The sequence below is a fragment of the Flavobacterium aeripolare genome (assembly GCF_013294025.1).
Taxonomy (GTDB): domain Bacteria; phylum Bacteroidota; class Bacteroidia; order Flavobacteriales; family Flavobacteriaceae; genus Flavobacterium.
The window spans coordinates 232,933-256,574 of sequence record NZ_JABSNL010000004.1; the positions used below are offsets into that span (position 1 = coordinate 232,933).

The following is a 23,642-nucleotide window of genomic DNA, read 5'->3' on the forward strand; positions in this document are numbered from 1 at the left end:
TAAGAAGCTTTCAAAATGTAGTAGGCTAAAATATAGTCGCTAAATAAAATGTTATTTTAATGTAAAATACAAATTGGTTTACCAATTTGATTAACCAAATATTCCATTTGTAGTATTGTTGGTCATTTGTAAGATAATAAGAAGGATATTTTACACTTTATTAAGAAATGGAAATTGTTAAAAATACATAAATGTCTTTAATAAATTTCGATATATTGAATCTTTTTTTGTCGTAAGTGCTGCTAATTTATCTAAAAAAATGCATTTAATGTAAATTTATCACTACAATATTTTCATGTCAATAAATTAAGTATGTTTGGAATCTAAACTGGTAAACCAATTTGTCACACCAATTTTAAGTATTTTTTAATAATCACTTTTAAAAGTTACTTAATCGTTGTAGTAGATTGCTTGGGGGACTGAATACTAAAAACAACTAATATAAAACGAACCAATTATGAAAAAAACTATTTTAATGTTTCTCTTAGTTTTCTCGTGTATTGTACATGGCCAAACTGCGGGAATAAAATTTTCTGGGACAGTGGTCGACAATGCGGGACAGCCTATTCCGGGAGTAACAGTTACCTCTGACGCTAAAAGCACCATAACTGATTTTAACGGAGGGTATACACTTATGGTAGCTGGAACTAAATCGATAGTTTCATTCTCTTACTTAGGGTTTACAACTAAGTTGGTAACTGTAGGTAAAAATACTACGATGACAGTGACCTTGCAAGAGGAGACAAACATGCTAGAGGATGTGGTAGTGATAGGTTATGGAACACAAAAGCGTTCTAGCGTAACGGGATCTGTAGCAAAATTGAAAAGCGATAAGTTTGAAAATGCACCAGTATCTCGATTAGATAATGCCTTACAAGGAAAAATTGCTGGTGTACGTGTTCAAAGTGTTTCATCAGAAGCAGGTGCCGATACACAAATTAATATTAGAGGAATCAGTTCTGTAAGTGCAGGATCTGGACCTTTATTAGTTGTTGATGGACAGCCTATGCCTGATGGATTTTCTGCATTAAATAGTGCCGATGTAGAATCTGTTGAGGTATTAAAGGATGCCGCATCTGCTGCAATATATGGTTCAAGAGGGGCAAACGGAGTTATTTTAGTGACTACAAAAAGTGGTAAAACAGGTAAGACAAAATATTATTTTAAAAACACTTCTGGGGTAAAACAAGCTTATGAAACTTATGATGTGATGACATCAAAAGAGTATGTTGAAAGATTGTACGCTGAACAAAAATTAAGAGATGCAGATCCATTGTGGACTTCTGATTATGGGAGTAGTTTGCCTTCAGCAGACAAATGGCGCGCACAGTACAATATAGAAAATGATTTATTAGGAGGTAAAGCTACAGATTATCAAGACGAAGCTTTACGTACTGCTTACTATCAAGACATGCAATTTAATGTTTCTGGTGGTGGTGAAAAGAATAAATTTTATATCTCTACAGGATATCAAAGTGATGAGGGATTAATGCTAAAAAGCGAATTTGAAAAATTAAACTTTAGAGCTAAGTTTGATTTGAAATTGACTGACAAATTAAAGTTAAATATCAATTTAAACCCTTCTAATACGAAGACATCAAAACCAGCTGTAGGTTATATTGATTTTACAAGATTTCCTAGTTTTTTACCTGTTTATCATACTGCTGCTACAGCTGATTTTATCAATGGTCAACAACCGGGTAGAAATGTGCAAGTAGGAGCGTATGCAGAAGATGACGATTTTGCAAATTTAATATACAGTGGATTAGATCCTAATGGCGTTGCGTACACTACAGCAGCAAATGCGGTTCCATTTACAACTTCAAATACAAATCCTATACGTGCCTTGCTAGAGCAAGATGATAATACAAACCAATTTCGCTTTCAAGGTAGTGTTGCTTTAGATTATAATATTGCTGACGGACTTGATTTTCGTACTGCTCAAAATATTTACTATAGAGATTCTAAAAGAGTGCAAACAGGTGCTTCAAATGCAGCGCGTTTTGGAAATCCTAATTATGCTACGTACACAAATACAAACTATTTTGACTTCTTGACAGAGAATACTTTAAACTATAAAAAAAGTATTGGTAACCACGATTTTGGTGCTTTAGGAGGATTTACTTTTCAATCGACTAGAACAAAATCATTAGTAACTGCTGGAACTACATTTCCAACAGATTTTATTAAAAACTTAAACTTTGCGTCAGTTGTACTTCAACCACAACAGTCTGATGAAAGTGTAGGATTAGTATCGTTTTTAGGGAGATTTAATTATTCGTATAAAGACAAATACTTGTTAATGGCAAGTTATAGAACAGATGGTAGTAGTAGGTTTGCAGATGGTAATAAATGGGGAGGTTTTCCAGCAGTATCATTAGGATGGGTTATTTCAAAAGAAAATTTCATGTCTGAAGTTTCAGCTATTAATAGGTTGGCTTTAAGAGCAAGTTACGGTGCAACAGGGAACAACGGTATTGGAGAGTTTCAATATCAAAACTATTTGAATTCAGCTAATTACTTAAGCGGAATTGGAACAGGAAGTGTTTCTAATGGATTATCAAATACAAGTAACTTAAATAATAACCCTGACATTACTTGGGAAAGAACGTTTTCTTCTAATTTTGGTTTGGATTTAGCCATGTTCAAAAATAGATTTAACTTAAGTATTGATGCATATCAATCGAACACAGACAAGTTATTGTTAGAGCAATCTAACTTATTAATTTCTGGTTCTACGGCAGGTATTGCAAACGTAGGAAGTTTAAGAAATAGAGGTATCGAATTAGAATTGTCTACCGTGAATGTGAAAACTAAGAATTTCTCTTGGAGTACAGATTTCAATATTTCACATGTTAAAAACGAGTTGACAAATCTAGGAGATAAAACAACAATTATTTCACCTACAATTGATGGAAGAAACGGTTTGAATAACTACGCTATCGTAGGGGAGCCATTAATTACCTATTTTGGTTTTAAAACAGATGGTGTATGGAACAGTAAAACAGATATTGCTGATTCAGGTTTAACAACATCTTTGACAAATGGATTGAAAGAAGGTGGTTTAAAAATCTTAGATATTAACGGAGACGGTAATATTGATAACGATGATAGAACTAATTTAGGAAATCCATACCCTGATTATACTTGGGGAATCACAAATAAGTTTACGTTTAAAAATCTTGATTTAAGTTTCACATTACAAGGTGTTCAAGGTGGAGAATTAATTAATGGAGATATTAATTACAACGAGGTTAAGGAAAGAAACTTAAACTATATGGCAGATAGATGGGTGAGTCCAAGCAATCCTGGAGATGGTAAAACGCCATATACTACAAATGGGTACAACTGGGTGTTTACTGATAATGCTATCGAAGATGCGTCATACATGTCTTTGAGAGAGATAACGCTTGGGTACAGTTTAGGAAAAGATATAGTTAAAAAAATTGGTTTAACTGATTTGAGACTTTCAGTGTCAGGGCAAAATTTACTTTTCATCAATAATAAAGACTACAGAGGAATTAATATAGAAGCAAGAACTTCTCAAACAAGTCCTTTAATAGATGGTTATCAAAGAGGAGCTTTTCCAGTTCAAAAAACAATCTTGTTTAGCTTAGAAGTGGGTCTTTAATATAACAGTTTTACAAAGCTTCTTCGAGTCATTAGAAGCTTTGTAAACTTTACAAAATCATAAAAAATTGAAAGCATGAAAAATAAAATATATAAAAATAAGTTACTTATTATATTCTCATTTTTGACTTTAGCAAGTTGTAGTGATTACATCGAACTTGAAAATCAAAATCAAATCCCTCAAGATGGATTTTATAGAGATGAAGCCTCTTTAAATTTGGGATTAACCGGTGCTTACAGCACGCTGAGAAATCCTATTGCTTATGAGTGGATGTTATCAGAGATTCGTAGTGATAATACCTTTATGAACTTAGTGGGTACTACTCAAGCTCAGAACTTGCAAATTTACAGCAACGATATTTTTGAAGCTCCTTCTTACGATTCATTTATCGAGAACTACTGGGGAAGCACATATCAAAGTATTAGAAGCATCAATGGTTTAATGACTGGTATGAATGTTACCTATAATGCTGCTGCAGGTTCAATCGATTACGGTATGCTAGACTACACGATTGCAGATGCTGCTAAAAAAAGAATTGCTGGAGAAGCGTCTTTCATGAGAGCATACCACTACTTTAATCTAGTTAGATTATACGGAGGCGTATTTTTAGTAGACAAAGTATTAACATCAGATGAGGCACTTAAAGTAAATAGAGCTAGTGAAGAGGATATTTACAAGTTTATTGTTGCCGACTTGAACAATGCTATAGCAAATTGTATTTCGTCTACTTATAGCGGAACAGCTGCTACTGATCGTGGAAAAGTTACTACTTGGGCTGCTAAATCGCTTTTGGCTAAAGTATATCTTACCCTAGGTCAAAAGTCGAGTGCTGTGCCACTTTTAACAGATGTTATTGCTAATAGTGGATACTCTCTTTTAACAGGAACAGCGGCTTATTCAGATGTTTTTGCAAGCACAAATGAAATGAATGCCGAAATGATTTTTGCTGTGCGTTTTAAAGCAGGTGGTTTAGGTTATGGTAGTTCTTTGTCTAACTTATTTGCAACAAATACATCTAGTATTGCAAGTCAAACAAAACTAGCACAACCAGCTGGAACTAGAGGAAGTTATAATAATCCTACTGAAGAGTTTTACAATTCATTTGGAACAAATGATATTAGAAGAGATTACAACATCAAAGTATACAAACCAACTACATCTTCTTTACCTGCGACATGGACTTATTGGGCTGCAAAGCATAATATTTCAACTACGGTTCAAAACGACTCTGAATTAGACTGGCCGGTATTGCGTTATAGTGATGTTTTATTAATGTACTGTGAAGCTGTAGGGGTGAATAACGCAACAACATTAGCTTATTTAAACCAAGTGCATATGAGAGCTGGATTAGCGGCTTTAACTGCTTCAAGTTTGAGTACGCAAGCAAATTATGAAAGTGCTGTTGCAAATGAAAGAAGATGGGAATTTGCACTTGAAAACCAACGTTGGTTTGACTTACTACGTTTCAAGAAAACACTAACAACGGTTAACGCTAAAACCATAATGAGTAATCACTTTGCTGCAATGCAACCTTTCTATTCTCAATATGATGGAGCTTACACAACCGCACAGTTGCAAGCTAAAGTTAATGATCCAAAATTTGATTTATTACCTATTCCTAATGTAGAAATCGTAACAAATACTACAAACCCAATCACTCAGAATCCGGGTTACTAATTAAATTTACATTTAAAGCAATAAAAAACTCTGTATGTTATCATACAGAGTTTTTCTATTTGTATCTAAAACTTAAATTTTATAGTAAGCGTTAGGTATTATTTAGTCGCTTCTGGTAGCAATTTGAAAGAGGTAGCGACAAAACGATCGTCGACTACTTTTCCAGTTACTAAGGCTTTTCTAACTGCTTCACAAAAACCATCTGAAGCATGTGCATCGCCGTGATCATCAATAGATGTACCTGCCACGTAATACGCTTTGTCTCCAATCTTTACAGCTAGATCACATCCTTTACCTTTCAGTCCAAATTGGCATTGACCGCAAGAGGCTTCAACAATCTGTGCTTTCTTCGTGTCTGCTTTTTTTTGTGCAGATAGCGTTACCGTTGCAAATAATAAGCTGCTTAAAAAGATGTTTCTCATTTTGTAAAGTATTAGTAGCAGTAAAAATAAGTATTTATTGTTACATGCTAGGTCATTAATTTAGAATTATGACAGCTTTACCTCAAGATTGTATTCGATACTAATTTTACATCGAATAATCTTTGAACATGTACAACCACAGTAAACGGGACATTCTAATATTGATAGAAGCTAAAGCGATAATTACAAACGCAATAATGGGGATAATTCTCAAGTCAAAAGCGGTCGTGAAAAATGACTGAGCAACTACATAAGTGGCTATTCCTTCAGCAACGGTTAATCCATAATTTACATACATCGCACCAAAAAAGTATCCTGGCTCTTTTTCAAACTGTGTTTTGCAATACGAACAGGTTTTATTCATCTTGGGAAAACCAATATTTAAGAAGATGTTCTTTTCATTAAAAACTTTCCCTTTTTGACAATGAGGACATTCATTATTCAAAATATGTGTGAGTGCATTTGCCATGGTTGTTTTTTTAACAAAGGTAATTTACTATTCTCTTGTAGCTATTTTATATCTTCGCTACTTATAGCACAAAAAAGACATTTATAAAATGAAAAAATATCCTATTTATACCATTCAAAGCTTTAATTGCAATGCGGTAGCTAGTGATTTTTACATTAACACTTTCGAAAATCACCTCACTACACACAGTTTTGTTGAAGAGCCACACCGGCATGATTTTTACGTTTTAGTACTTTTCACCGGGGGTACAGGTACTCATGAGATTGATTTTGATCGATACCAAGTGCAAGCGGGGAGTGCATTTGTTTTACAACCCGGCCAAATGCATCATTGGAATTTGTCTCAAGATATCGCCGGTTATGTAATTTTTTACTCAAAGGAAATGTATAATCTTTATTTTGGACAAAAAAACATTGATAGCTTTCCATTTTATTTTTCTGTCCATGCAAAATCAGAAATTATAATGACGCCAGAAGAAATGGTAGCGATCCAGCCTTATTTTGATATGATGTTGCGGGAAAGTGTCGAAAAAAAGCAGTGGAGTCATGATAAAATAATGAATCTTTTAGATAGTATTCATATTGAATTTGCTCGAAAGTACAGCAACGATAGTACTAGTGAATTAGTGCCTTATTCAAATAAAATTAAGCTACTGTCTCAATTGATAGAAGTACATTTTATACAAGAAAAGGCAGCCTCTTTCTATGCCGATGCGTTAAATGTAAGTTTGAAACATCTTAACCGAATTTGCAACGAAAGCTTGAAGAAGACTACGACTCAAGTAATTACAGAGCGCATTATTCTAGAGGCAAAACGAATGCTGATGAATAAGAATTTATCTATTAGCGAAGTTGCCAGCAGATTAGGCTATGATGACTATTCTTATTTTGTTAGGTTGTTTAAAAAACACACATCGATGACAGCAGTAGAATTTAGAGTGTCAAAAACCTGAGTATGTTGCAATATAGCTCACGGCAGCTAATAGTTAGTAAATAGTATGGATAAAAAACCCGATACAGTTGTAGCATCTGGTTTTATATGTGGAGTTATTTAGACGTAATTACAAGTTTATTTCCTGGTTTTAAAATGGTATTTGTGCGTACTCTTTTACCATCTTGCATAACTGTCGCTTTACTAACAACTATAGTTGATGCTGCTTTTTCAGACAAATTAAAGAGTGTAATTTGGGACCCATTGATGTCAATAGCAACGTCAGTAGGTTCATTAAACTGGATGTTATTAGCGGCAATAGTTAATGTCTTTACATTAAATAAAAAGGACTTACCTCCCTTTGATAAACTTTTAAGTTGATCTCCTGTGGCTTGAAAGGGTAAGATATTTTGTTTCCAACCTGCTATTTCTGGTGTTTTTGTTTCTTCATTTATTCGTTTGTCAAAATTTGAATAGGGGTGCAAAATAGTTATAAAACTAAATTCAGACATGTTTTCTTTACTTACCACAGTCCATTCTTTTCCTCGTGTACCTGATTTCTCATTTTTATCTACTGTTGTTAGTTGGTATATATCCAACCCTGTTGCATCTGAAAAATTAGATCTAATAAGATTTGGTTTTAAATCTTCGGTGTAATGACCCTGCCAAACTTGCTTGTAAGTATGTTTTTCTTTCGAATAGAAATTATCTTTCACAATCCATAAATCATCTTTTAAATAAATTACTTGACGGCTGTATTTGACTCCTACATTCTCAAAACCGTCATGACTGCCCACAAATAAATCAAATTGCGGATTGCTTTCCCAACTGATAGTAGTTGGTAGTGGCAACTTTTTAAATTTTCCAAACCCACTACCACCTTCATTAGACGTCCATTCTTTTCCTTGTAATTCATTGTCAACTAAAGCTACATTTTTAACCATTGAGTTTTTGAAAAAATCAAAGTCGGTTAATGAATAACGCACTTGATAATTAGGTAAAATAACTTGGCCATTTGCTACAGCTTGAATTCCTAGAATATCGCCATGTTGATGATCAGGCTTCAAATCGTCTACACCATTGCTAATAATCATCATTTTGTCATTTTTATTCCATCCTTCACGCATGATGTAATAAGCTGTTTCGGGTAATGTGACAGACTCGAAAGCTGGCTTTTTTTTCTCGATTTGTTTTAAAGACTCTAGTTGTTGCTTGTTTAAAAACCAATACATATTTGAGTCAATCAAGTCTTGAGCAAAGTAACCTACGGTAGGATCTTCATATAATACGTAGCCCAAGCTCATTGTTCCTGAAATGGTATTCTTTTCGGCCCAAGGTTCGTTTGTGTCGTCTTGTAAAACAGGAGCTGATTTATCTGGATATGAAATTTTTGCTAAACTTGTGAAAAGAGATTTTAGTTTATCTTCAACAGATTTATCGATCGTAATGTTGCTGATTTTTGCAAGTTGATATACAAAATAATAGGTTTCGATATCACTCATGTGATAATGTACTGAGCGTTCAAACTGAAATCCATCAGGGTTAATTTCCTTAGATAGATGTTCGTTTAATCTAGTCATCGCTCTCTCGTACCATTTATCTGTTCCTTCAAAATCTCGCAACAAAATGGCTAACATCGCCAGTGCCGACATTCCTCTTGTTTGATGATTTCCATCTGTAAATGTGGCGTTAGTCTCATACAAATTTTCAGCATGTTGTAATAGCGTAGCAATAGTATTCAGTTGGTCTTTGTCAGTATATGCTTTTTCTCCTAGAAATAGGTTGTGTATTTCTAACCAATTTAAGATACGGTAGCCAGATCGAAATGCCTCATAGACACCGTTCCCATTCTTAATTGTTTCATACGCATTGTTGTCTAGTGCCGCATTTAAAGACTGCATTTGATCTGTAAAGTATCTAATGTATTTAGGATCCTTGTTATTGTAGAAATAAGTAAAAGCGATATCCACCATTTTGTGCTGTCTCGCAAGATGGCGTAAAGCATAAGCATCTACTTTTCCTCCATTTTGATAGTTAAACGGTAACAACCAAGCACTTGAGGACTTAAACTTTGTCATGTGGTCATTTGCTCGCTCTAGATGATTTGCTTCTGCCTCAGGAAATGAGTTTGCATACAGTTCAAATCGTTCGGGAACGGTATGCCAGTCGTAATAAAAACGTTCTGCAAATGCTTTTCTATAATAAGCTGCAAGAGCAGCTTCACTATTGGGTATTTGATTCTTGATTTCAGCTTTTAGATGACTGTAAAGGTCAGTGGTTTTTATAACTGAATTACTTGGTAAATCTTGTGCAAAAAGGGATAGAGAGGCCATCAATAGACCGGAGATAACCATGGATTTCAATTGCGCCATTTGGATATTATTTTTCTCTAAAAATAGGCAAAATAATTGGTTTACCAAATTGGGTTTGCAATTTGCTCTTTCGAAAAAGAGTACGGTTTAACAGTAGCTGTAGTAGTGAAACTTAAATGCAGTCAACTATTTTGAGAACCTATTTAATTAATTTCCTGGATGGGTTTTAACCGGAATCAATTCTTAAGTTATAAAATAAAAAGCCATAAAAATTTCGATTTTCTTTTTACAATTCATTTGTAAGTTAGAGTAGCGTCCCCATTCCACTATTACTAATATCAGTTACAAATTTCCATAAAAAAAACTACCAAGGTCAGTATCACTTGGTAGTTTTTAAAATTTTAATGTTGGCATTTTAGTTTACTGTTTTTGCTTTAAGTTTCATCAAGATAGCTTTAATACTATTCAATTGTTTTGAAACGATTGCAATTTGGTTCGGCTCCATTTCGACTACTTTTAAAGCGTCTTCATATTGTTCAACAGCTGATTCTTCACCAGTAATACATGCGTTAATAATTGACTCAGTATCTCCACTTGTAAAAGTTGATTTAATGTCAATCCATGCACGGTGAATTGCTCCTAATGCTCCTCCGCCTGATGTGTCTGTCGATTTTCCTAATTTATTGATTTCGTCTTGTAGCTCTACAATGAATAGCGAGCGCTCACGAGCAAATTCTACAAATTCTGATTTGATCATGCTATTTTCTGCATGTTCAGCTGCATTTTTATATCCTAATTTTCCGTCCTCTAGTATTGCAATTAATCCGTCTAATGTGCTTACTACTTTTTCTCTTTTGTCATCTGAATTTGTCATAACGTTTGTTTTTTAATTATTTGTTTGATACAAAGATGGGGCAATAGAAAGAGTTTTATCTTACAAAATTTCAGTGGATTATTACAAGATTACGCAGCAGCTGTTTTTTATTCGAAAAAAAAATGCCTCAAGAATATGATTGTGAGGCATTTTGTAGGACTATTTAAGTCTAATTGACAAAAGCGATTATTACAGTGCTAAAGCGTCTTTAATTCTTTTTAAAGCTTCTTTTAATATGTCATCACTTGTTGCGTATGAAAAACGAATACAATCAGGGTTACCAAAAGCGTCACCTGTAACTGTTGCTACATTCGCTTCTGCTAGAAGGTACATTGATAAATCCATGGCGTTTTTGATTTCTGTTCCTTTCAATGTTTTTCCAAAGAAAGAGGATACATCAGGGAATACATAAAAGGCTCCTTCTGGAACGTTTATTTTCACTCCTGGAATTTCTTTTAATAAACCTACTACTAAATCTCTACGAGAATGGAAAGCATCAACCATGTGCTTTAATACAGATGGATCAGCATCTACTGCTGTGATTGTAGCGCGCTGTGCTGGAGAGTTTGCCCCTGAAGTCACTTGCCCTTGAATTTTTGTACATGCTTTTGCAATAAATTCAGGTGCTCCTATGTAACCAATACGGTATCCTGTCATTGCAAATGCTTTTGCAACTCCGTTAACTGTTATTGTTTTATCAAACATACCAGGTATAGATCCGATGCTGCAAAAAGTCCCAGAGAAATTGATGTGCTCATAGATTTCATCAGCAACAACATATACGTTAGGATGTTTTTCTAATACCGCTGCAAGTGCCGTTAATTCCTCACGACTGTAAACAGATCCTGAAGGATTACAAGGTGTAGAGAACCACATCATTTTTGTTTTTGGTGTGATTGCAGCTTCTAGTTGTGCAGGCGTGATTTTAAAATCAGTATCTATTGATGTGGGTACTTCTACCGGTACACCTCCAGATAATTTTACAATTTCAAAATAAGAAACCCAGTATGGTGCTGGCAAAATTACTTCATCACCATCGTTCAGCATTACTTGAGCGATGTTATATAATGATTGTTTTGCTCCGGTTGACACAACGATATTTGCCGGTTTGTACTCTAAATTATTATCTCTCTTGAATTTTCTACAAATAGCATCTTTCAGTTCTCCATATCCATCCACAGGAGAGTACGTACTGTAATTATCGTCAATAGCTTGTTTTGCTGCTTCTTTAATGAAGTCAGGGGTGTTGAAATCTGGTTCTCCTAAACTTAAGCTGATTATATCTTTCCCTTGTGCTTTTAATTCTCTTGCCAAGGCTGCCATTGCTAATGTTTGTGAAGTCGCTAAGTTGTTGATTCTGTCTGAAAGTGGGTTCATTATTAGTTGAATTGATGCCTTAAATAATAGTTTTTAGGGCAGTAGTTATAGATTAGTTTTTAGTTTTATCTTTAAAATGGAACTCGTGTAAAAGTACAGCAGATCTGTAATTAAATCATTTCTGGCTTCATTCCCAGCTCTTTTAGATGCTTGAAATGAGCAACCACTGCAGAACGCATGGTCTTATATTCATAATAAGGAAGGTTGCATTCTTGTGCTGTCTCCTTTACAATTTTTGCTATTTTACCATAATGAACATGACTGATATTAGGAAAAATATGGTGCTCTATTTGGTGATTTAATCCACCTGTATACCAGTTTACAATGGCGTTTCTAGGGGCGAAATTAGTTGTTGTGAACAATTGGTGAATTGCCCAAGTATTGTCCATTTCTCCTAATTCATTTGGTGAGGGATTTGTAGTTTCTTCAACAACATGTGCTAATTGAAAAACGACGCTCAAAATTAATCCAGCTGTATAATGCATGATGAAAAAACCAATAAGTACTTTCCACCAAGTAATCCCAATCACGATTGGTAATACAATCCAGATAGAGACGTATATAATTTTTGTAATGATCAAAGTTGTCCAAAGAATCTTTGGGCTCTTAGCTTCTCCATAAGATAATTTTCTTTTTAGGTAACTTCTCATCTGTTTAAAATCAGTAGTAATCGCCCAGTTGAAAGTCAATAACCCATATAAAAAAACCGAGTAATATTGTTGGAAACGGTGAAAGCTATGCCATTTTGCTTCTTTTGTAAAACGGATAATTCTACCCGCATCTAGATCTTCATCATGACCAGGAATATTAGTGTAGGTGTGGTGCAATACATTATGTTGTACTTGCCAGTTGTATACGTTTCCAGCAAGAACATAAATGGTTCCACCCATGAATTTGTTAACCCAACTTTTATTCGAATAAGACCCATGATTACCATCATGCATCACGTTCATTCCCACTCCAGCCATTCCTATTCCCATGACGATCGTTAGTAATAGATGCGCCCAGAAAGGCATGTCAAGTGTGAGTATTAAAAAGTAGGGTGCTAAAAATACAGCAAAGAGGATAATTGTTTTTAAGTACAATCTCCAGTTACCTGTTTTTTTAATATTATTTTCTTTGAAGTAGTTGTTAACCCGAGAGTTAAGAGTTCTAAAAAACTTCATTTTGTCTTGCTTAGCAAATGTAGGTGCCGATGTAATCATATATAAATTGTAATAAGTCCCAAAGATAATTATTAAAATTTTCAACTCTGCAAAATTGAGTTAAATATTTAAGAGTTAAAATCAGTACTTTTGTTAAAAAAATTGAACGATGGACGAGATTATTAAGTATTTTCCCAATTTAACCGAGCTACAAAAAGAGCAATTCGAAAAATTGGACTTTTTATACCACGATTGGAACGAAAAAATCAATGTGATTTCGAGAAAAGATATCGATGCTTTGTACACCAAGCACATTTTGCATTCATTAGGAATAGCCAAAGTGATGAAGTTCGAACCTGGAGCTTACGTATTAGACGTAGGAACTGGAGGTGGTTTTCCTGGAATTCCTTTAGCGATTCTTTTCCCTGAAACACGTTTTTATTTGATTGATGTTATTGCCAAAAAAATTAAAGTGGTACAAGGTGTTGTTGATGCTTTAGAATTAAAAAATGTAAAAGCAGAGCAGTTGCGTGCCGAAAATGTAAAAGGTGATTTTGACTTTATCGTTAGCCGTGCCGTTACAAACATGCCAGATTTTGTTTCTTGGGTTAAAACAAAAATAAAAAAGCAACACAAACACGCGTTAAAAAACGGAATTTTATATTTAAAAGGTGGTGATTTAACCGAAGAGTTAGCTGCATTCCCTAAAGCAACAGAATACAATCTAGCTGACTTTTTTGAGGATGAATTCTTTGAAACTAAAAAAGTAGTGCATTTACCACTGAAGTTTGTAGTATAATGTTCGTACAGTCGTAAGACTGACGTTACGTAATGATATAAAGCAAAAAGCCGAATCTAAAATTATAGATTCGGCTTTTTTATGTTTTCTTAAGTGGTAAAGCTTAGTAGCTTAGTCACTCAGAGACTTTGCAACTTAGAATATTATTCTCCCAAAAATGGGTATCTGTAATCTACTGGAGTTACAAATGTTTCTTTGATAGTTCTAGGAGAAGCCCAACGCAATAAGTTCAATGGAGAACCTGCTTTGTCGTTTGTTCCTGAAGCTCTTGCTCCACCAAATGGTTGTTGTCCTACAACTGCACCTGTTGGTTTATCGTTGATGTAGAAGTTACCTGCAGCGTTTTGTAATTTTACAGTCGCTACTTCAATTGCATAACGATCTGTGCTGAAAACAGCTCCTGTTAATGCGTACTCAGAAGTTGAATCTACTAATTCTAAAGTTTCTTCCCATTTTGCATCTTCATATACGAAAATAGTCATCACAGGTCCGAATAATTCGGTTTCCATTGTTGAATAGTGAGGGTTTGTAGTTACGATAACTGTAGGCTCAATAAAGTACCCAACTGATTTGTCGTAGTTTCCTCCAACGATGATTTCAGCGTCAGTATCTTTTTTAGCTTGGTCAATAAAACTAGCTAGTTTGTCAAATGAACCTTCATGAATAACTGCAGTAACAAAATTACTAAAGTCTTCTGGAGAACCCATTTTCATTGATTTAACATCTGTGATGATTTGCTCTTTTACAGCTGGCCACATACTTTGTGGTACGTAAGCTCTTGAAGCTGCTGAACATTTTTGACCTTGAAATTCAAATGCACCACGTACAATTCCTGTAGAAACTTGTTTAGGGTTAGCGCTAGAGTGAGCGATGATAAAATCTTTTCCTCCAGTTTCTCCTACAATTCTTGGGTATGTTTTATAGTGGTGAATGTTTGTTCCTATTTTTGCCCAGATATCTTTAAATACGTGAGTCGAACCTGTAAAGTGTAGTCCTGCAAAGTCACGGCTTGCAAGAACGGTGTCAGTCACCATTAAAGCATCTCCAAAAACTACGTTGATAACGCCATCAGGAACTCCAGCTTCTTTGAAAACTTCGATAATAATTTGAGCCGAAAATACTTGGCTATCACTTGGTTTCCATACCACAACGTTACCCATCATTGCAGCACTCGCTGGAAGATTAGCAGCAATTGCTGTAAAGTTAAAAGGTGTAATCGCATATACAAATCCTTCAAGAGGACGGTATTCTAGACGGTTCCACATATCAGATGTAGAAGAAGGTTGGTCTCCATATATTTGCGTCATGAACTCTACGTTAAAACGTAAAAAGTCAATTAACTCACAAGAAGCATCAATTTCTGCTTGGTGGATATTTTTTGATTGCGCGATCATTGTCGCTGCATTGATTCTTGCTCTGTATGGTCCTGCGATTAGTTCAGCTGCTTTCAAGAAGATAGCTGCTCTTTGTTCCCATGCCATGTTTGCCCATGCTGTTCTAGATTCTAATGCGTTTGCAATAGCTTTTTCAACATGCGATTTCTCAGAAAGGTGGTACGTTCCTACAACATGCTTGTGGTCGTGAGGAGCCGTCATGTTTTTTGTGTTTCCAGTTCTAATTTCTTCACTTCCGATGTATAACGGAACGTCAATTGTAGAATTCCACATTTTAGTGTAAGCTGCTTGTACAGCTGCTCTTTCAGGTGAATTTGGCGCGTACCCTTTTACTGGTTCATTTACCGCTTTTGGTACGTTAAAAAATCCTTTTAGCATGATATTTTGATTTGTTCATCTGCAAAAAAAAAGCAGACAAGGTTAGACATTCCTATTAGTAATAATTTAAGCAGAAATTTGCGAAAAAATTATTGCATAACAAAAGTACGAAGGATAATTCAAAAAAGAGATAAATACGCCCTAAGAAAGTAAAAAATGTTGAATCAAAAAGTTTTAATTCAAAGCAAAAGGAGCTGATAATCTAAAGCTTGGTATTAAAACTTTAAAGGTCTTTGCAGTGGTGAAGTTGATCATATTAAAATAACCTTTCATCGCCCCATAAGGAGAGGCAAGTAAACAGCCAGAACTATACGTGTGTAATTCCCCTGGTTTTAAAACAGGTTTTTTTCCAATGACTCCTTCGCCATCGACTATTTCAATATCATTTAATGCATCGTGAATTTCCCAGTGACGCGATGTCAACTGCACCGAATCTTTACTCGTATTTTCAATTGTTATCTCATAACTAAAAGCAAAGTGAATCTTATAGTCCTTGAGGTACGTTCCCTCAAAACTAGTAAGTACCGATATCTTTATGCCTCTTGTTATTTGAGAAACCATGTAATTTGAGCTATTTGTGTGCGTTAGAATAACAAAAATACGAAATTTTGCTACTGCTTAATTGATTTTAACTAATATTTTAATTGACAACATTTATCGAGTTTAAGTCGGCCTTGCCTACAACTCGATCGTATCTGCCGGTGTTTTCTTTGTAGTAAACAAGTACAGTATAATTATTTTCTGTTTGATAAAAATTCCCGTCGATTGCATTTTCGTAATCTATCTTTCCTTTTATATCGGCTACAGTGTATTCATAATTGGTAAATCCTTGCTTGATTAAAAGGGCTTTTTCATATATTCCTTTTTTCTCGTTGTATTCCATCTTGTTCTCTTCAGATAAAGCATAATTGTTGAACATTCCAGTGATGTAAATGTCTTTATCTAATCTAAAAGAAGGCGCTGAAAGGGTAAAGTATACCCAGGCGTAATCTGCTTCAACAGTATTGTCGCTGCCATTGATATTGTTTACGAGAAAATTCCCATTCACATCTTGCGTGAAGGAGTAGGGGAACGAAGCTCTAGCGTTATGTGTAAAAAGATGGCTTCCATATATAGCAGTATTGGCATCAATTATAGCGACATTGTTTCCAGAGGCTCTAATGTCTTTATTTTCGAAAAATAAAAATTCATTACCCGCCCAAAACTGCGTTTCTGAATCGTATTTGTAAACCAGTTCGTTACCCAAAGTATATTGGGGAGCAATGTTTTTTATTGCGGTATCAAACTTCCCGTTTTGAAGCAACATTACTTTTACGTTTTTTAAAGGATTCTGAAAAGTTAACGCAGTGGAATTTATAGAAAAATCTAAATTGTGTTTATAGGGTAGGTTAGCAGTTGTTCTCGCTCTTTTTATCTGCATTGGGATTTTTACTTCTTCTTCATAGAGAATAAATTTTCGAGAAAAAACAGGCTCTTTAGCATCATTCAGCACGGTGATAATGTAATTGCCGCTCAATTTTAAGCCCAGTGTATTTTGATTAGGTAGTGATAAGGTGTAATGGGAATACAGCTGCAATGTGTTGAATGAATTGCTGTATGTTTGTATGCGTTGGTTGTCAAAACCTTCTAGGTATTCGGCTTTAGGTATTTGTGTGGGTTGCCAGTTGTAGTCGCAATGTGTAATCTCATAATAATAGTCGGCCTCGTTGCCAAAAAGGTCGTCAAATTGCAGTTGAAAGTTGCTGCCTAATACAAAAATAGGTACCGCATTTACATTATTTTGTGTAAAAGATACCGTTTTGATATTTACTGGAGTGGTCGAAGTTTCTTGCACTTGCGCAAAGCAAAATTGAACGAAACAAATCAATATAAAAGGGATGCTTTTTTTCATGTGATGCGATGGCTTTTAAAGGGCTAAAGATACTAATTTACACTATTTTTATTCGAATAAACCTCTTCTATACTATTTATAGCAAATCTTGAGCCATTATTTTCATATTGTCAAAAGATAGCAGTAGTAATAAATAAAGAAGCCTCTATAAGTTGTAAACTTCTAGAGGCTTTTTATATTGTAATTTAATGTGCTTATTTGAAACAAACAGGGATAATTTCCCCTTTAGCTAAGCAATATTTTTCAACTAGTTCGGGTGCTATTTTACTAGTATAGTCCTCTTCAATAACTGTAAAACCTATGCTTCTTAACTTGTCAAAATAATCACGACCATAAATACGCACGTGATCGTATTGTCCAAATATTTCAGCACGTTTTTTCTGGTCTGTTATGGTATCATCGGCGTAGGTAACAGCACGATTTAAATCTTGCGGAATTTGTAAAATTGCCATACCGCCGGGTTTCAATACTCGGTACAATTCCTGCATTGCCTTAGTGTCGTCTGGAATATGTTCTAACACGTGATTACACAAGATTACATCGTATTGATTGTCTTCAAAGGGCAAATCACAAATATCTGCTTTTACGTCAGCAAGTGGCGAAAATAAATCGGTAGTAGTATAATCGAGATTTTTTTGATTTCGAAACAACTTATAAAATGCCTGCTCAGGAGCAAAATGCAATACTTTTTTTGGTGCTGTAAAAAAATCGGTTTTATCGTTTAAATACAACCATAGTAAGCGGTGTCTTTCAAGTGAAAGCGTACTAGGTGATAATACGTTATTGCGCTGCGTTTCGTACCCGTACGGCAACATCGACTTGAAACTTTTACCATCAATAGGATCAGTAAATTTATCGCCTTTTAAAGTGAAAGCAATAATAGGACGCGCCACATAACTCAAACGAATAAGTAGGGGGCGAGGAATGGTATTAAGTACTAGTTTAAACACGGATTTCATTGGATTGTATTTTGATACGAATTTCACGAATAAGCACAAATTATATGCACAGTATGAATTTCACTAATTTGAGTTTATGATAGCATTCGTTTAATAGAAAATTGCACTGCGCAATTCTAAAGAACTAGTGGAATTTTTCTAAATTCATCTTCCTCATTGCTGACAATTCCTAGTGCTTGATACACATAAGCAAATGTTGATAGCAGTTCTGGTTTTCCATCGATTAAAGCTACATCGTGCTCAAAATGCGCGCTTGGTTTATTATCTGCAGTAGTAATAGTCCAGCCGTCTTTGTGCTGTTTTATGTTGCGAGTTCCTTGATTAATCATTGGCTCGATTGCAACAACCATTCCTTCTACAAATAATTTTCCGCGACCGCGTTTTCCGTAATTTGGCATTTCAGGATCTTCGTGCATTTTTTGCCCTAAACCATGTCCTACTAATTCACGTACAACACCATAACCTTGTGCCTCAGTATATTTTTGAATAGCGTTACCCACATCTTCTACGCGGTTTCCTGCTTTGAATTCACGAATACCTACATACAAAGATTCCTTAGTAACTTGTAATAATTTTTTAGTTTCTGGCGCTACTTCTCCTATCTCAAATGAGTAAGCGTGATCACCGTGATATCCGTTTTTAAACGCACCGCAATCTACAGAAATCACATCACCGCTTTGTAAAGGAGTATTGTTAGGAATTCCGTGCACTACTTGTGAGTTCGGACTCATACATAATGAGTTTGGGAAACCATATAATCCTAAAAAGCTAGGTACCGCGCCATGATCGCGAATGAATTCCTCTGCTAATTTATCTAAATGTAATGTAGTTACTCCTTCTTTTATTTCAGAAGCAATCATTCCTAATGTTTTGGATACAATCAAAGCACTTTCACGCATTAATTCTATTTCTTCACGGGATTTTACTATAATCATATTTTCTAATTTTCAGTTTGCAAAAGTACGATTTTAAAATTATCTAATTAGGATTGGCTAAGATTTTAAAAAGACTTGCATTCGAAATGAAATAATTGTTTTCTAAATCAATTGCGGCGAGCTGAGCACTAATCAAACTATTCTCTCTGCTATTGATTAAAAACAGCGAGCTTTCGCCAAAAGAAAACAAACGCTCCTCAGACTGTAGCATAATTTTATAGTCGCTAGCTAAGGTTTTAACGATTTTATTTTGTTTAGATAAACTCTCAATTTCAAATTTTTGAGCATTGATTTTATTCGAAAGTTGGAGCTGCTCTAAATTCAAAGCAAACTCACTTTCCTGTATTTTATATTGTGCTAGTTTTAAACTTCCGCGTTCTTTTCTAAGAAACAATGGGAAGTAAAAATTCACGCTGAGTTTGTAGTTCTCAAATTCGTAATCATCAATATAACTAGGCTCTGAAATATAGGAATATCCCACATCAATCTTTGGTAGCAACATATTAGCTTTTAGTTTTTTGTCTACTGTCAACATGTCGATTTTGTTCTTGAGCGCATTAATTTTAGGATGTGCATCCAGTGAAAAATCTCCTTGAGTTAGGTCGTTAGTGCGCAAAGTTTCTTGAATAGTAAGCTCTAGATTTTTCTCAGGAACCATGGTATCAACAAGTTCAAACGGAATGCTGTTGTCTAGCCATAAGAAAGTAGCGAGCGACAATTGCGCTTTTCGCAGTTTTAGTCGGGCATTTTCAAGACTCAATTCCCTGCTTTTTAAACTTATTCCTGCTTCTATACTGTCAATTGCACGTTTGTCCCCTTGTTTAATCAAAGACTTAATGCCTTCAAAACGAATGATTGCATTTTTATTATATGTCTCATAAAGCTTTACCTCGTTGAATGTTTTTCTCCAAGAGAAATAAGCCACAGAGGCATCATAGAGTACTTCAATTGCCTGCAGTTTTTGCTCTGCTTGTGACAACTGTAGTTGGATTTTTGCCTTACGTACATCGGCCATACGTTGATTAATCAATAAGCCTTGAGCTAATGGAACGGTGATTCCTAGAGCGGCTAGTCCTTTGTTAGGTACAGTATTTTCTGGATTCAAATAAATTCCGTCGTTGTTCTCAAAACCCGCTTTGATTTCGATTCCGTACCATGTAGGTATTTTAAAGCTGCTGTTTAGTATCGAATAGTATTCTTTGTCTTTGAATTGTTTTTCTTTAAAATCCACCTCGATTTTTGGATCAAAACCACCTCTTGCTTGCATTAAGTTTGCTTGTGCCTTATCGATTTCTAAGTTAGCGCTTTTCACCAGTGGATGGTATTTCTTTACGTAGCCTAAAAACTCATTATAACTAAATTCGTTTGTAGGGAGCTCTTGACTGTACATGATGTTTCCAACAAGGATAAAAAGGAGCAATAGCTGTTTCATTATTTTTTCTCTTTAGTTGTTTTAACATCTGATTTGTAGTAGTTAGGAGGGAAGCCGTTTAGGATACGCCAAATTTCAAACCAAATTGGCACAGTGTCTAGTAGTGCAATTGTCTCAGCACCAGAACCGATACTAATCTCTTTAGGCCATGGTTCTGCTTCTTTATCTGGAGCTATCAACATACGGTATTTTCCATTGTCGCTAATGAAGTTCTCTATAGCAACGATTTTCCCACCAAAGGTTCCATAAGACACATCAGGCCATCCAGAAAATACAATTGTAGGCCAACCGTCAAACCACACTCTTATTTTTTCTCCGCGGTGTACTAGCGGTAAATCGATTGGGTCAATATAGGTTTCTACTGCGATATCAAAAACCGCTGGCATGATACTTACAATAGGCGTACCTTCTTTTACAGTTTGACCTATTCCCGCCTGTAAAACCCTATTTACATAACCGCTTTGCGGTGCTTTAATATAATACATACCGTTTCTTATGCTGTAATTAGCATATTGATTTTCTAGCTTATTTACCTGAGCTTCGGTGTCAAACTGGTTGCTTAAAGCAGTGTATTGATCGCTTTGAGCTTTAGACATTTTCTCAGCATATTCAGCATTAATTCTATTGGTTTCTACTTTAGCATTGATGTACTCATTTTTACTCGATAAGAATTTATTTTCTTGCGTTATAATTTTAGCTTCAACCTCTTGTAATTTCAATCTTTTTTCTTCGACATCTGTCAGTGGTTTTAGGCCTTCTTTATTTAATTGCATCGCACGATCAAACTGCGTGTTGGCAATTTTAAGTTGGGTTTTTACCGCAACAAGGTCCATACTGTCGCTCTTAATTTTAAGCAGCGACTGTTTGATTTTGTTTTGAGCCTGCTCGAATTTCAATCCTCTTTCTGATTCAATAGACCTAATCTGGGTTGATAAAGTAGACACTTTTGAACCGTATGATTCTAAAGACATTTTCTTAGCATTTACCTGTTTTTGAGTGTTTGCAACTAAGTTGGGATCCATGTAATCTTCTTTGATCTCAGAGATAAATAAGATGGTATCGCCCTTATTTACAAAATCACCTTCTTGCACATACCAGTTCTCTATTCGACCAGAAATAACACTTTGAATTGATTGTGGTCTTTGATTGGGTTTTAAAGTGGTTACAGCCCCAGAGCCAGATATATTCTGGGTCCAAGGCAGGAATAAAATGAGTACTCCCAGAATAAAAAAGAAAATGATAATCTTGTTTAAAGTTCGTGAATTAGATTTTAAGTTGAGGTTTCTAATGGTTTGGAATTTATCCCAATTTGAAACCCCCATTTTATTGTTGTCAGATATATTTAGCATCGTTTATTATTTTTGTTGGTCTAGTACAATTCGGCCTTTTTCCATGGTGATTTCTCTATTGCACTTGGTTTTCCAGTAAGGGTTTTTTGATGATACAATAATGGTCCATTGGTGTGCTTCATCTGTGATGAAATCTATTATTGCATTTGCCACAATTGTATCCATTGTGTCTGTAGGATCTTCATAAAATAGAATTTTCGGCTTGTGAATGATGCTCCTAGCTAGTAGTATTTTTTGTGCATTAGATGAAGATAATTGGCGACCCTCAGGAAAAATAGGGGTTTCTAAACTATCCGGTAGAGACTTGATGTAACTACTAAGTTGCACGCCATCTATCGCCCACTTTAAATCCTCTTGCGTGATTGCGGGGTCATTAAAGCTGATGTTTTCTAAATAACTTCCTTCAAATGGAGATTCACCATGAATTACACTTCCTATTTGCGAACGGTACTGTCTTAAGTCAATTTTTTTAAATGTGGCATCATTGATAAACAAGCTACCTGTTGTAGGCTTTAGCAAGCCTGACAATACACGCATTAGAGTGGTTTTACCTGATCCATTGTCTCCGTTTATAATAATGCGTTCCCCTTGATCTATTTTTAGAGAGATGGCTTTTAAAGTAGCGTTTTTAGCATCAGGAAATTTAAACTGTAGGTTTTCTGTTTCTAACGAAATATCAGAGTAGCAATAGTCAGTGGTGTCATTCTCAAACTCTTCCTCCAGCTTTAAATCGGTTACTTGGCCTATTTTTTCTACAGAGGTTAGGACATCATAAAAAGTATCTAAACCAATGATGATTTTCTCTACAGAATTAATAACCAGTAAAATGATAATTTCTGCGGCGACAAACTGCCCAATATTCATTTGTTGTGAAACTACTAGAAAGCCACCTATTGACAGCAAACTTGCTGTAATAATGATTTTAAAAACAATTAGTTGTGTGAATTGTCTTTTAATAATATTAAAATGCTTCTCACGATAGTTGAGGTATTCGCTCACTAAGGCATCGTTTTTTTGCAAACCATAATCAAAGTTTAATTGGTTTCTAAAACTATAATTATTACGCGCCATTTCTTGCAACCAGTGGGCTACTTTATATTTGTTTTTAGACTCTTTTAAACTAGTTTCTAGCCCCGGAATATAAGACAATTTGAAAATAAAATAAAGTAAAATAAGTAGCGTGATCCCAAACAAAATGAAGTACGGGTGGTACAACGACAATAAGATGATTCCGAAAACAATTTGCAGTAAGGCAGCTGAAAAATCAATTAATAACTTTGATGTTCCTTTTTGAATTGTCATCGTATCAAAAAAGCGATTAGCCAACTCCGGCGGATACGTATTGTACAGTTGGTCAAATTTTATTTTAGGCAAGCGCACCGCAAATTCAAATGAGGAGCGCACAAAGATTTTTTGTTGTAAGTTCTCTGTAATTCTTAATTGCATTAGGGAAAGGAAACCAACTAATGCTACTCCCATCACTACTAAAAATATCAGTACAATCCAGGATACACTTACGCGCCCTGATTGTATAAAATTAATAATTGCTTGAATTCCTAACGGAAGTGATAAACTAATTAAACCAGCAAAAATTGCATATAAAAAAAGTTGAGTAATGTCTTTTTTGTCTAATGCAAGTAGGTTGTAAAATCTTTTTAATGGTGTCAT

The 23,642-nt window shown here is 35.0% G+C and carries 18 protein-coding genes; 4 read left to right on the forward strand and 14 right to left on the reverse strand.

Annotation, left to right across the window (positions count from 1 at the left end):
- Nucleotides 1–457 precede the first annotated feature (457 nt).
- Together HNQ00_RS07005 and HNQ00_RS07010 are read left to right on the forward strand one after the other, a co-directional pair.
- Nucleotides 458–3,631, forward strand: coding sequence for a SusC/RagA family TonB-linked outer membrane protein (locus tag HNQ00_RS07005; RefSeq protein ID WP_173837605.1), 3,174 nt, complete (start codon nucleotides 458–460; stop codon nucleotides 3,629–3,631).
- A gap of 75 nt (nucleotides 3,632–3,706) precedes the next feature.
- Entirely contained in the window at nucleotides 3,707–5,308 is a 1,602-nt protein-coding gene (locus tag HNQ00_RS07010) for a RagB/SusD family nutrient uptake outer membrane protein (protein ID WP_173837606.1), read from the forward strand.
- 98 nt (nucleotides 5,309–5,406) lie between these two features.
- Here the strand turns inward: HNQ00_RS07010 and HNQ00_RS07015 are convergent, their stop codons facing one another.
- Both HNQ00_RS07015 and HNQ00_RS07020 read right to left on the reverse strand, forming a co-directional pair.
- Nucleotides 5,407–5,730, reverse strand: coding sequence for a DUF6370 family protein (locus HNQ00_RS07015; protein WP_173837607.1), 324 nt, complete (start codon nucleotides 5,728–5,730; stop codon nucleotides 5,407–5,409).
- Nucleotides 5,731–5,836: 106 nt separating this feature from the next.
- Nucleotides 5,837–6,199, reverse strand: a complete 363-nt coding sequence (locus tag HNQ00_RS07020) for a DUF983 domain-containing protein (RefSeq protein ID WP_173837608.1) — start codon at nucleotides 6,197–6,199, stop codon at nucleotides 5,837–5,839.
- An 88-nt stretch (nucleotides 6,200–6,287) separates the two neighbouring features.
- On the opposite strand from HNQ00_RS07020, the gene HNQ00_RS07025 reads away from it, so the two are divergent.
- Nucleotides 6,288–7,151, forward strand: a complete 864-nt coding sequence (locus HNQ00_RS07025) for an AraC family transcriptional regulator (RefSeq protein ID WP_173837609.1) — start codon at nucleotides 6,288–6,290, stop codon at nucleotides 7,149–7,151.
- A 94-nt stretch (nucleotides 7,152–7,245) separates the two neighbouring features.
- Here HNQ00_RS07025 and HNQ00_RS07030 read toward each other — a convergent pair whose 3' ends face one another.
- From HNQ00_RS07030 to HNQ00_RS07045, 4 genes are all read right to left on the reverse strand, one after another.
- Nucleotides 7,246–9,501, reverse strand: a complete 2,256-nt coding sequence (locus tag HNQ00_RS07030) for a heparinase II/III family protein (protein ID WP_173837610.1) — start codon at nucleotides 9,499–9,501, stop codon at nucleotides 7,246–7,248.
- A gap of 355 nt (nucleotides 9,502–9,856) precedes the next feature.
- On the reverse strand, nucleotides 9,857–10,315 hold the full coding sequence (locus tag HNQ00_RS07035) for a ferritin-like domain-containing protein (protein ID WP_173837611.1): 459 nt from the start codon (nucleotides 10,313–10,315) through the stop codon (nucleotides 9,857–9,859).
- Between the two features lie 189 nt (nucleotides 10,316–10,504).
- Nucleotides 10,505–11,692 carry a pyridoxal phosphate-dependent aminotransferase gene (locus tag HNQ00_RS07040; protein ID WP_173837612.1) on the reverse strand — a complete coding sequence of 396 codons (1,188 nt, stop codon included), beginning with the start codon at nucleotides 11,690–11,692 and terminating at the stop codon, nucleotides 10,505–10,507.
- Nucleotides 11,693–11,802: 110 nt separating this feature from the next.
- Nucleotides 11,803–12,897, reverse strand: a complete 1,095-nt coding sequence (locus tag HNQ00_RS07045; RefSeq protein ID WP_173837649.1) for a fatty acid desaturase family protein — start codon at nucleotides 12,895–12,897, stop codon at nucleotides 11,803–11,805.
- Nucleotides 12,898–13,006: 109 nt separating this feature from the next.
- On the opposite strand from HNQ00_RS07045, the gene rsmG reads away from it, so the two are divergent.
- Complete coding sequence (gene rsmG, locus HNQ00_RS07050; RefSeq protein WP_173837613.1) at nucleotides 13,007–13,636, forward strand: 16S rRNA (guanine(527)-N(7))-methyltransferase RsmG; 630 nt, start codon at nucleotides 13,007–13,009, stop codon at nucleotides 13,634–13,636.
- Nucleotides 13,637–13,779: 143 nt separating this feature from the next.
- On the opposite strand, the gene pruA is transcribed toward rsmG, so the two are convergent.
- From pruA to HNQ00_RS07090, 8 genes are all read right to left on the reverse strand, one after another.
- Nucleotides 13,780–15,408 (reverse strand): L-glutamate gamma-semialdehyde dehydrogenase, encoded by a 1,629-nt coding sequence (pruA, locus tag HNQ00_RS07055; protein ID WP_173837614.1) that lies wholly within the window; start codon nucleotides 15,406–15,408, stop codon nucleotides 13,780–13,782.
- Nucleotides 15,409–15,582: 174 nt separating this feature from the next.
- Nucleotides 15,583–15,969, reverse strand: a complete 387-nt coding sequence (gene apaG / locus HNQ00_RS07060) for a Co2+/Mg2+ efflux protein ApaG (RefSeq protein ID WP_173837615.1) — start codon at nucleotides 15,967–15,969, stop codon at nucleotides 15,583–15,585.
- A 79-nt stretch (nucleotides 15,970–16,048) separates the two neighbouring features.
- Nucleotides 16,049–17,299, reverse strand: coding sequence for a type IX secretion system plug protein (locus HNQ00_RS07065; RefSeq protein WP_173837616.1), 1,251 nt, complete (start codon nucleotides 17,297–17,299; stop codon nucleotides 16,049–16,051).
- 194 nt (nucleotides 17,300–17,493) lie between these two features.
- Nucleotides 17,494–18,258: a class I SAM-dependent methyltransferase gene (locus HNQ00_RS07070; RefSeq protein WP_173837617.1), complete on the reverse strand. Its 765-nt coding sequence runs from the start codon at nucleotides 18,256–18,258 to the stop codon at nucleotides 17,494–17,496.
- A gap of 116 nt (nucleotides 18,259–18,374) precedes the next feature.
- Nucleotides 18,375–19,193 carry a type I methionyl aminopeptidase gene (gene map, locus HNQ00_RS07075; RefSeq protein WP_173837618.1) on the reverse strand — a complete coding sequence of 273 codons (819 nt, stop codon included), beginning with the start codon at nucleotides 19,191–19,193 and terminating at the stop codon, nucleotides 18,375–18,377.
- A 43-nt stretch (nucleotides 19,194–19,236) separates the two neighbouring features.
- Complete coding sequence (locus HNQ00_RS07080) at nucleotides 19,237–20,625, reverse strand: TolC family protein (protein WP_173837619.1); 1,389 nt, start codon at nucleotides 20,623–20,625, stop codon at nucleotides 19,237–19,239.
- A complete protein-coding gene (locus HNQ00_RS07085; RefSeq protein WP_173837620.1) occupies nucleotides 20,625–21,974 on the reverse strand; it encodes an HlyD family secretion protein in 1,350 nt (449 codons plus the stop codon). The genes HNQ00_RS07080 and HNQ00_RS07085 overlap by 1 nt, the downstream gene beginning before the upstream one ends.
- 6 nt (nucleotides 21,975–21,980) lie before the next feature.
- A complete protein-coding gene (locus tag HNQ00_RS07090) occupies nucleotides 21,981–23,642 on the reverse strand; it encodes a peptidase domain-containing ABC transporter (protein WP_173837621.1) in 1,662 nt (553 codons plus the stop codon).

Bases quoted from the DNA above. Each gene is read 5' to 3' on its own strand.
- HNQ00_RS07005 (WP_173837605.1), top strand. From the start codon at position 458: ATGAAAAAAACTATTTTAATGTTTCTCTTAGTTTTCTCGTGTATTGTA.
- HNQ00_RS07010 (WP_173837606.1), top strand. From the start codon at position 3,707: ATGAAAAATAAAATATATAAAAATAAGTTACTTATTATATTCTCATTT.
- HNQ00_RS07015 (WP_173837607.1), bottom strand. From the start codon at position 5,730: ATGAGAAACATCTTTTTAAGCAGCTTATTATTTGCAACGGTAACGCTA.
- HNQ00_RS07020 (WP_173837608.1), bottom strand. From the start codon at position 6,199: ATGGCAAATGCACTCACACATATTTTGAATAATGAATGTCCTCATTGT.
- HNQ00_RS07025 (WP_173837609.1), top strand. From the start codon at position 6,288: ATGAAAAAATATCCTATTTATACCATTCAAAGCTTTAATTGCAATGCG.
- HNQ00_RS07030 (WP_173837610.1), bottom strand. From the start codon at position 9,501: ATGGCGCAATTGAAATCCATGGTTATCTCCGGTCTATTGATGGCCTCT.
- HNQ00_RS07035 (WP_173837611.1), bottom strand. From the start codon at position 10,315: ATGACAAATTCAGATGACAAAAGAGAAAAAGTAGTAAGCACATTAGAC.
- HNQ00_RS07040 (WP_173837612.1), bottom strand. From the start codon at position 11,692: ATGAACCCACTTTCAGACAGAATCAACAACTTAGCGACTTCACAAACA.
- HNQ00_RS07045 (WP_173837649.1), bottom strand. From the start codon at position 12,897: ATGATTACATCGGCACCTACATTTGCTAAGCAAGACAAAATGAAGTTT.
- rsmG (WP_173837613.1), top strand. From the start codon at position 13,007: ATGGACGAGATTATTAAGTATTTTCCCAATTTAACCGAGCTACAAAAA.
- pruA (WP_173837614.1), bottom strand. From the start codon at position 15,408: ATGCTAAAAGGATTTTTTAACGTACCAAAAGCGGTAAATGAACCAGTA.
- apaG (WP_173837615.1), bottom strand. From the start codon at position 15,969: ATGGTTTCTCAAATAACAAGAGGCATAAAGATATCGGTACTTACTAGT.
- HNQ00_RS07065 (WP_173837616.1), bottom strand. From the start codon at position 17,299: ATGAAAAAAAGCATCCCTTTTATATTGATTTGTTTCGTTCAATTTTGC.
- HNQ00_RS07070 (WP_173837617.1), bottom strand. From the start codon at position 18,258: ATGAAATCCGTGTTTAAACTAGTACTTAATACCATTCCTCGCCCCCTA.
- map (WP_173837618.1), bottom strand. From the start codon at position 19,193: ATGATTATAGTAAAATCCCGTGAAGAAATAGAATTAATGCGTGAAAGT.
- HNQ00_RS07080 (WP_173837619.1), bottom strand. From the start codon at position 20,625: ATGAAACAGCTATTGCTCCTTTTTATCCTTGTTGGAAACATCATGTAC.
- HNQ00_RS07085 (WP_173837620.1), bottom strand. From the start codon at position 21,974: ATGCTAAATATATCTGACAACAATAAAATGGGGGTTTCAAATTGGGAT.
- HNQ00_RS07090 (WP_173837621.1), bottom strand. From the start codon at position 23,642: ATGACACCATTAAAAAGATTTTACAACCTACTTGCATTAGACAAAAAA.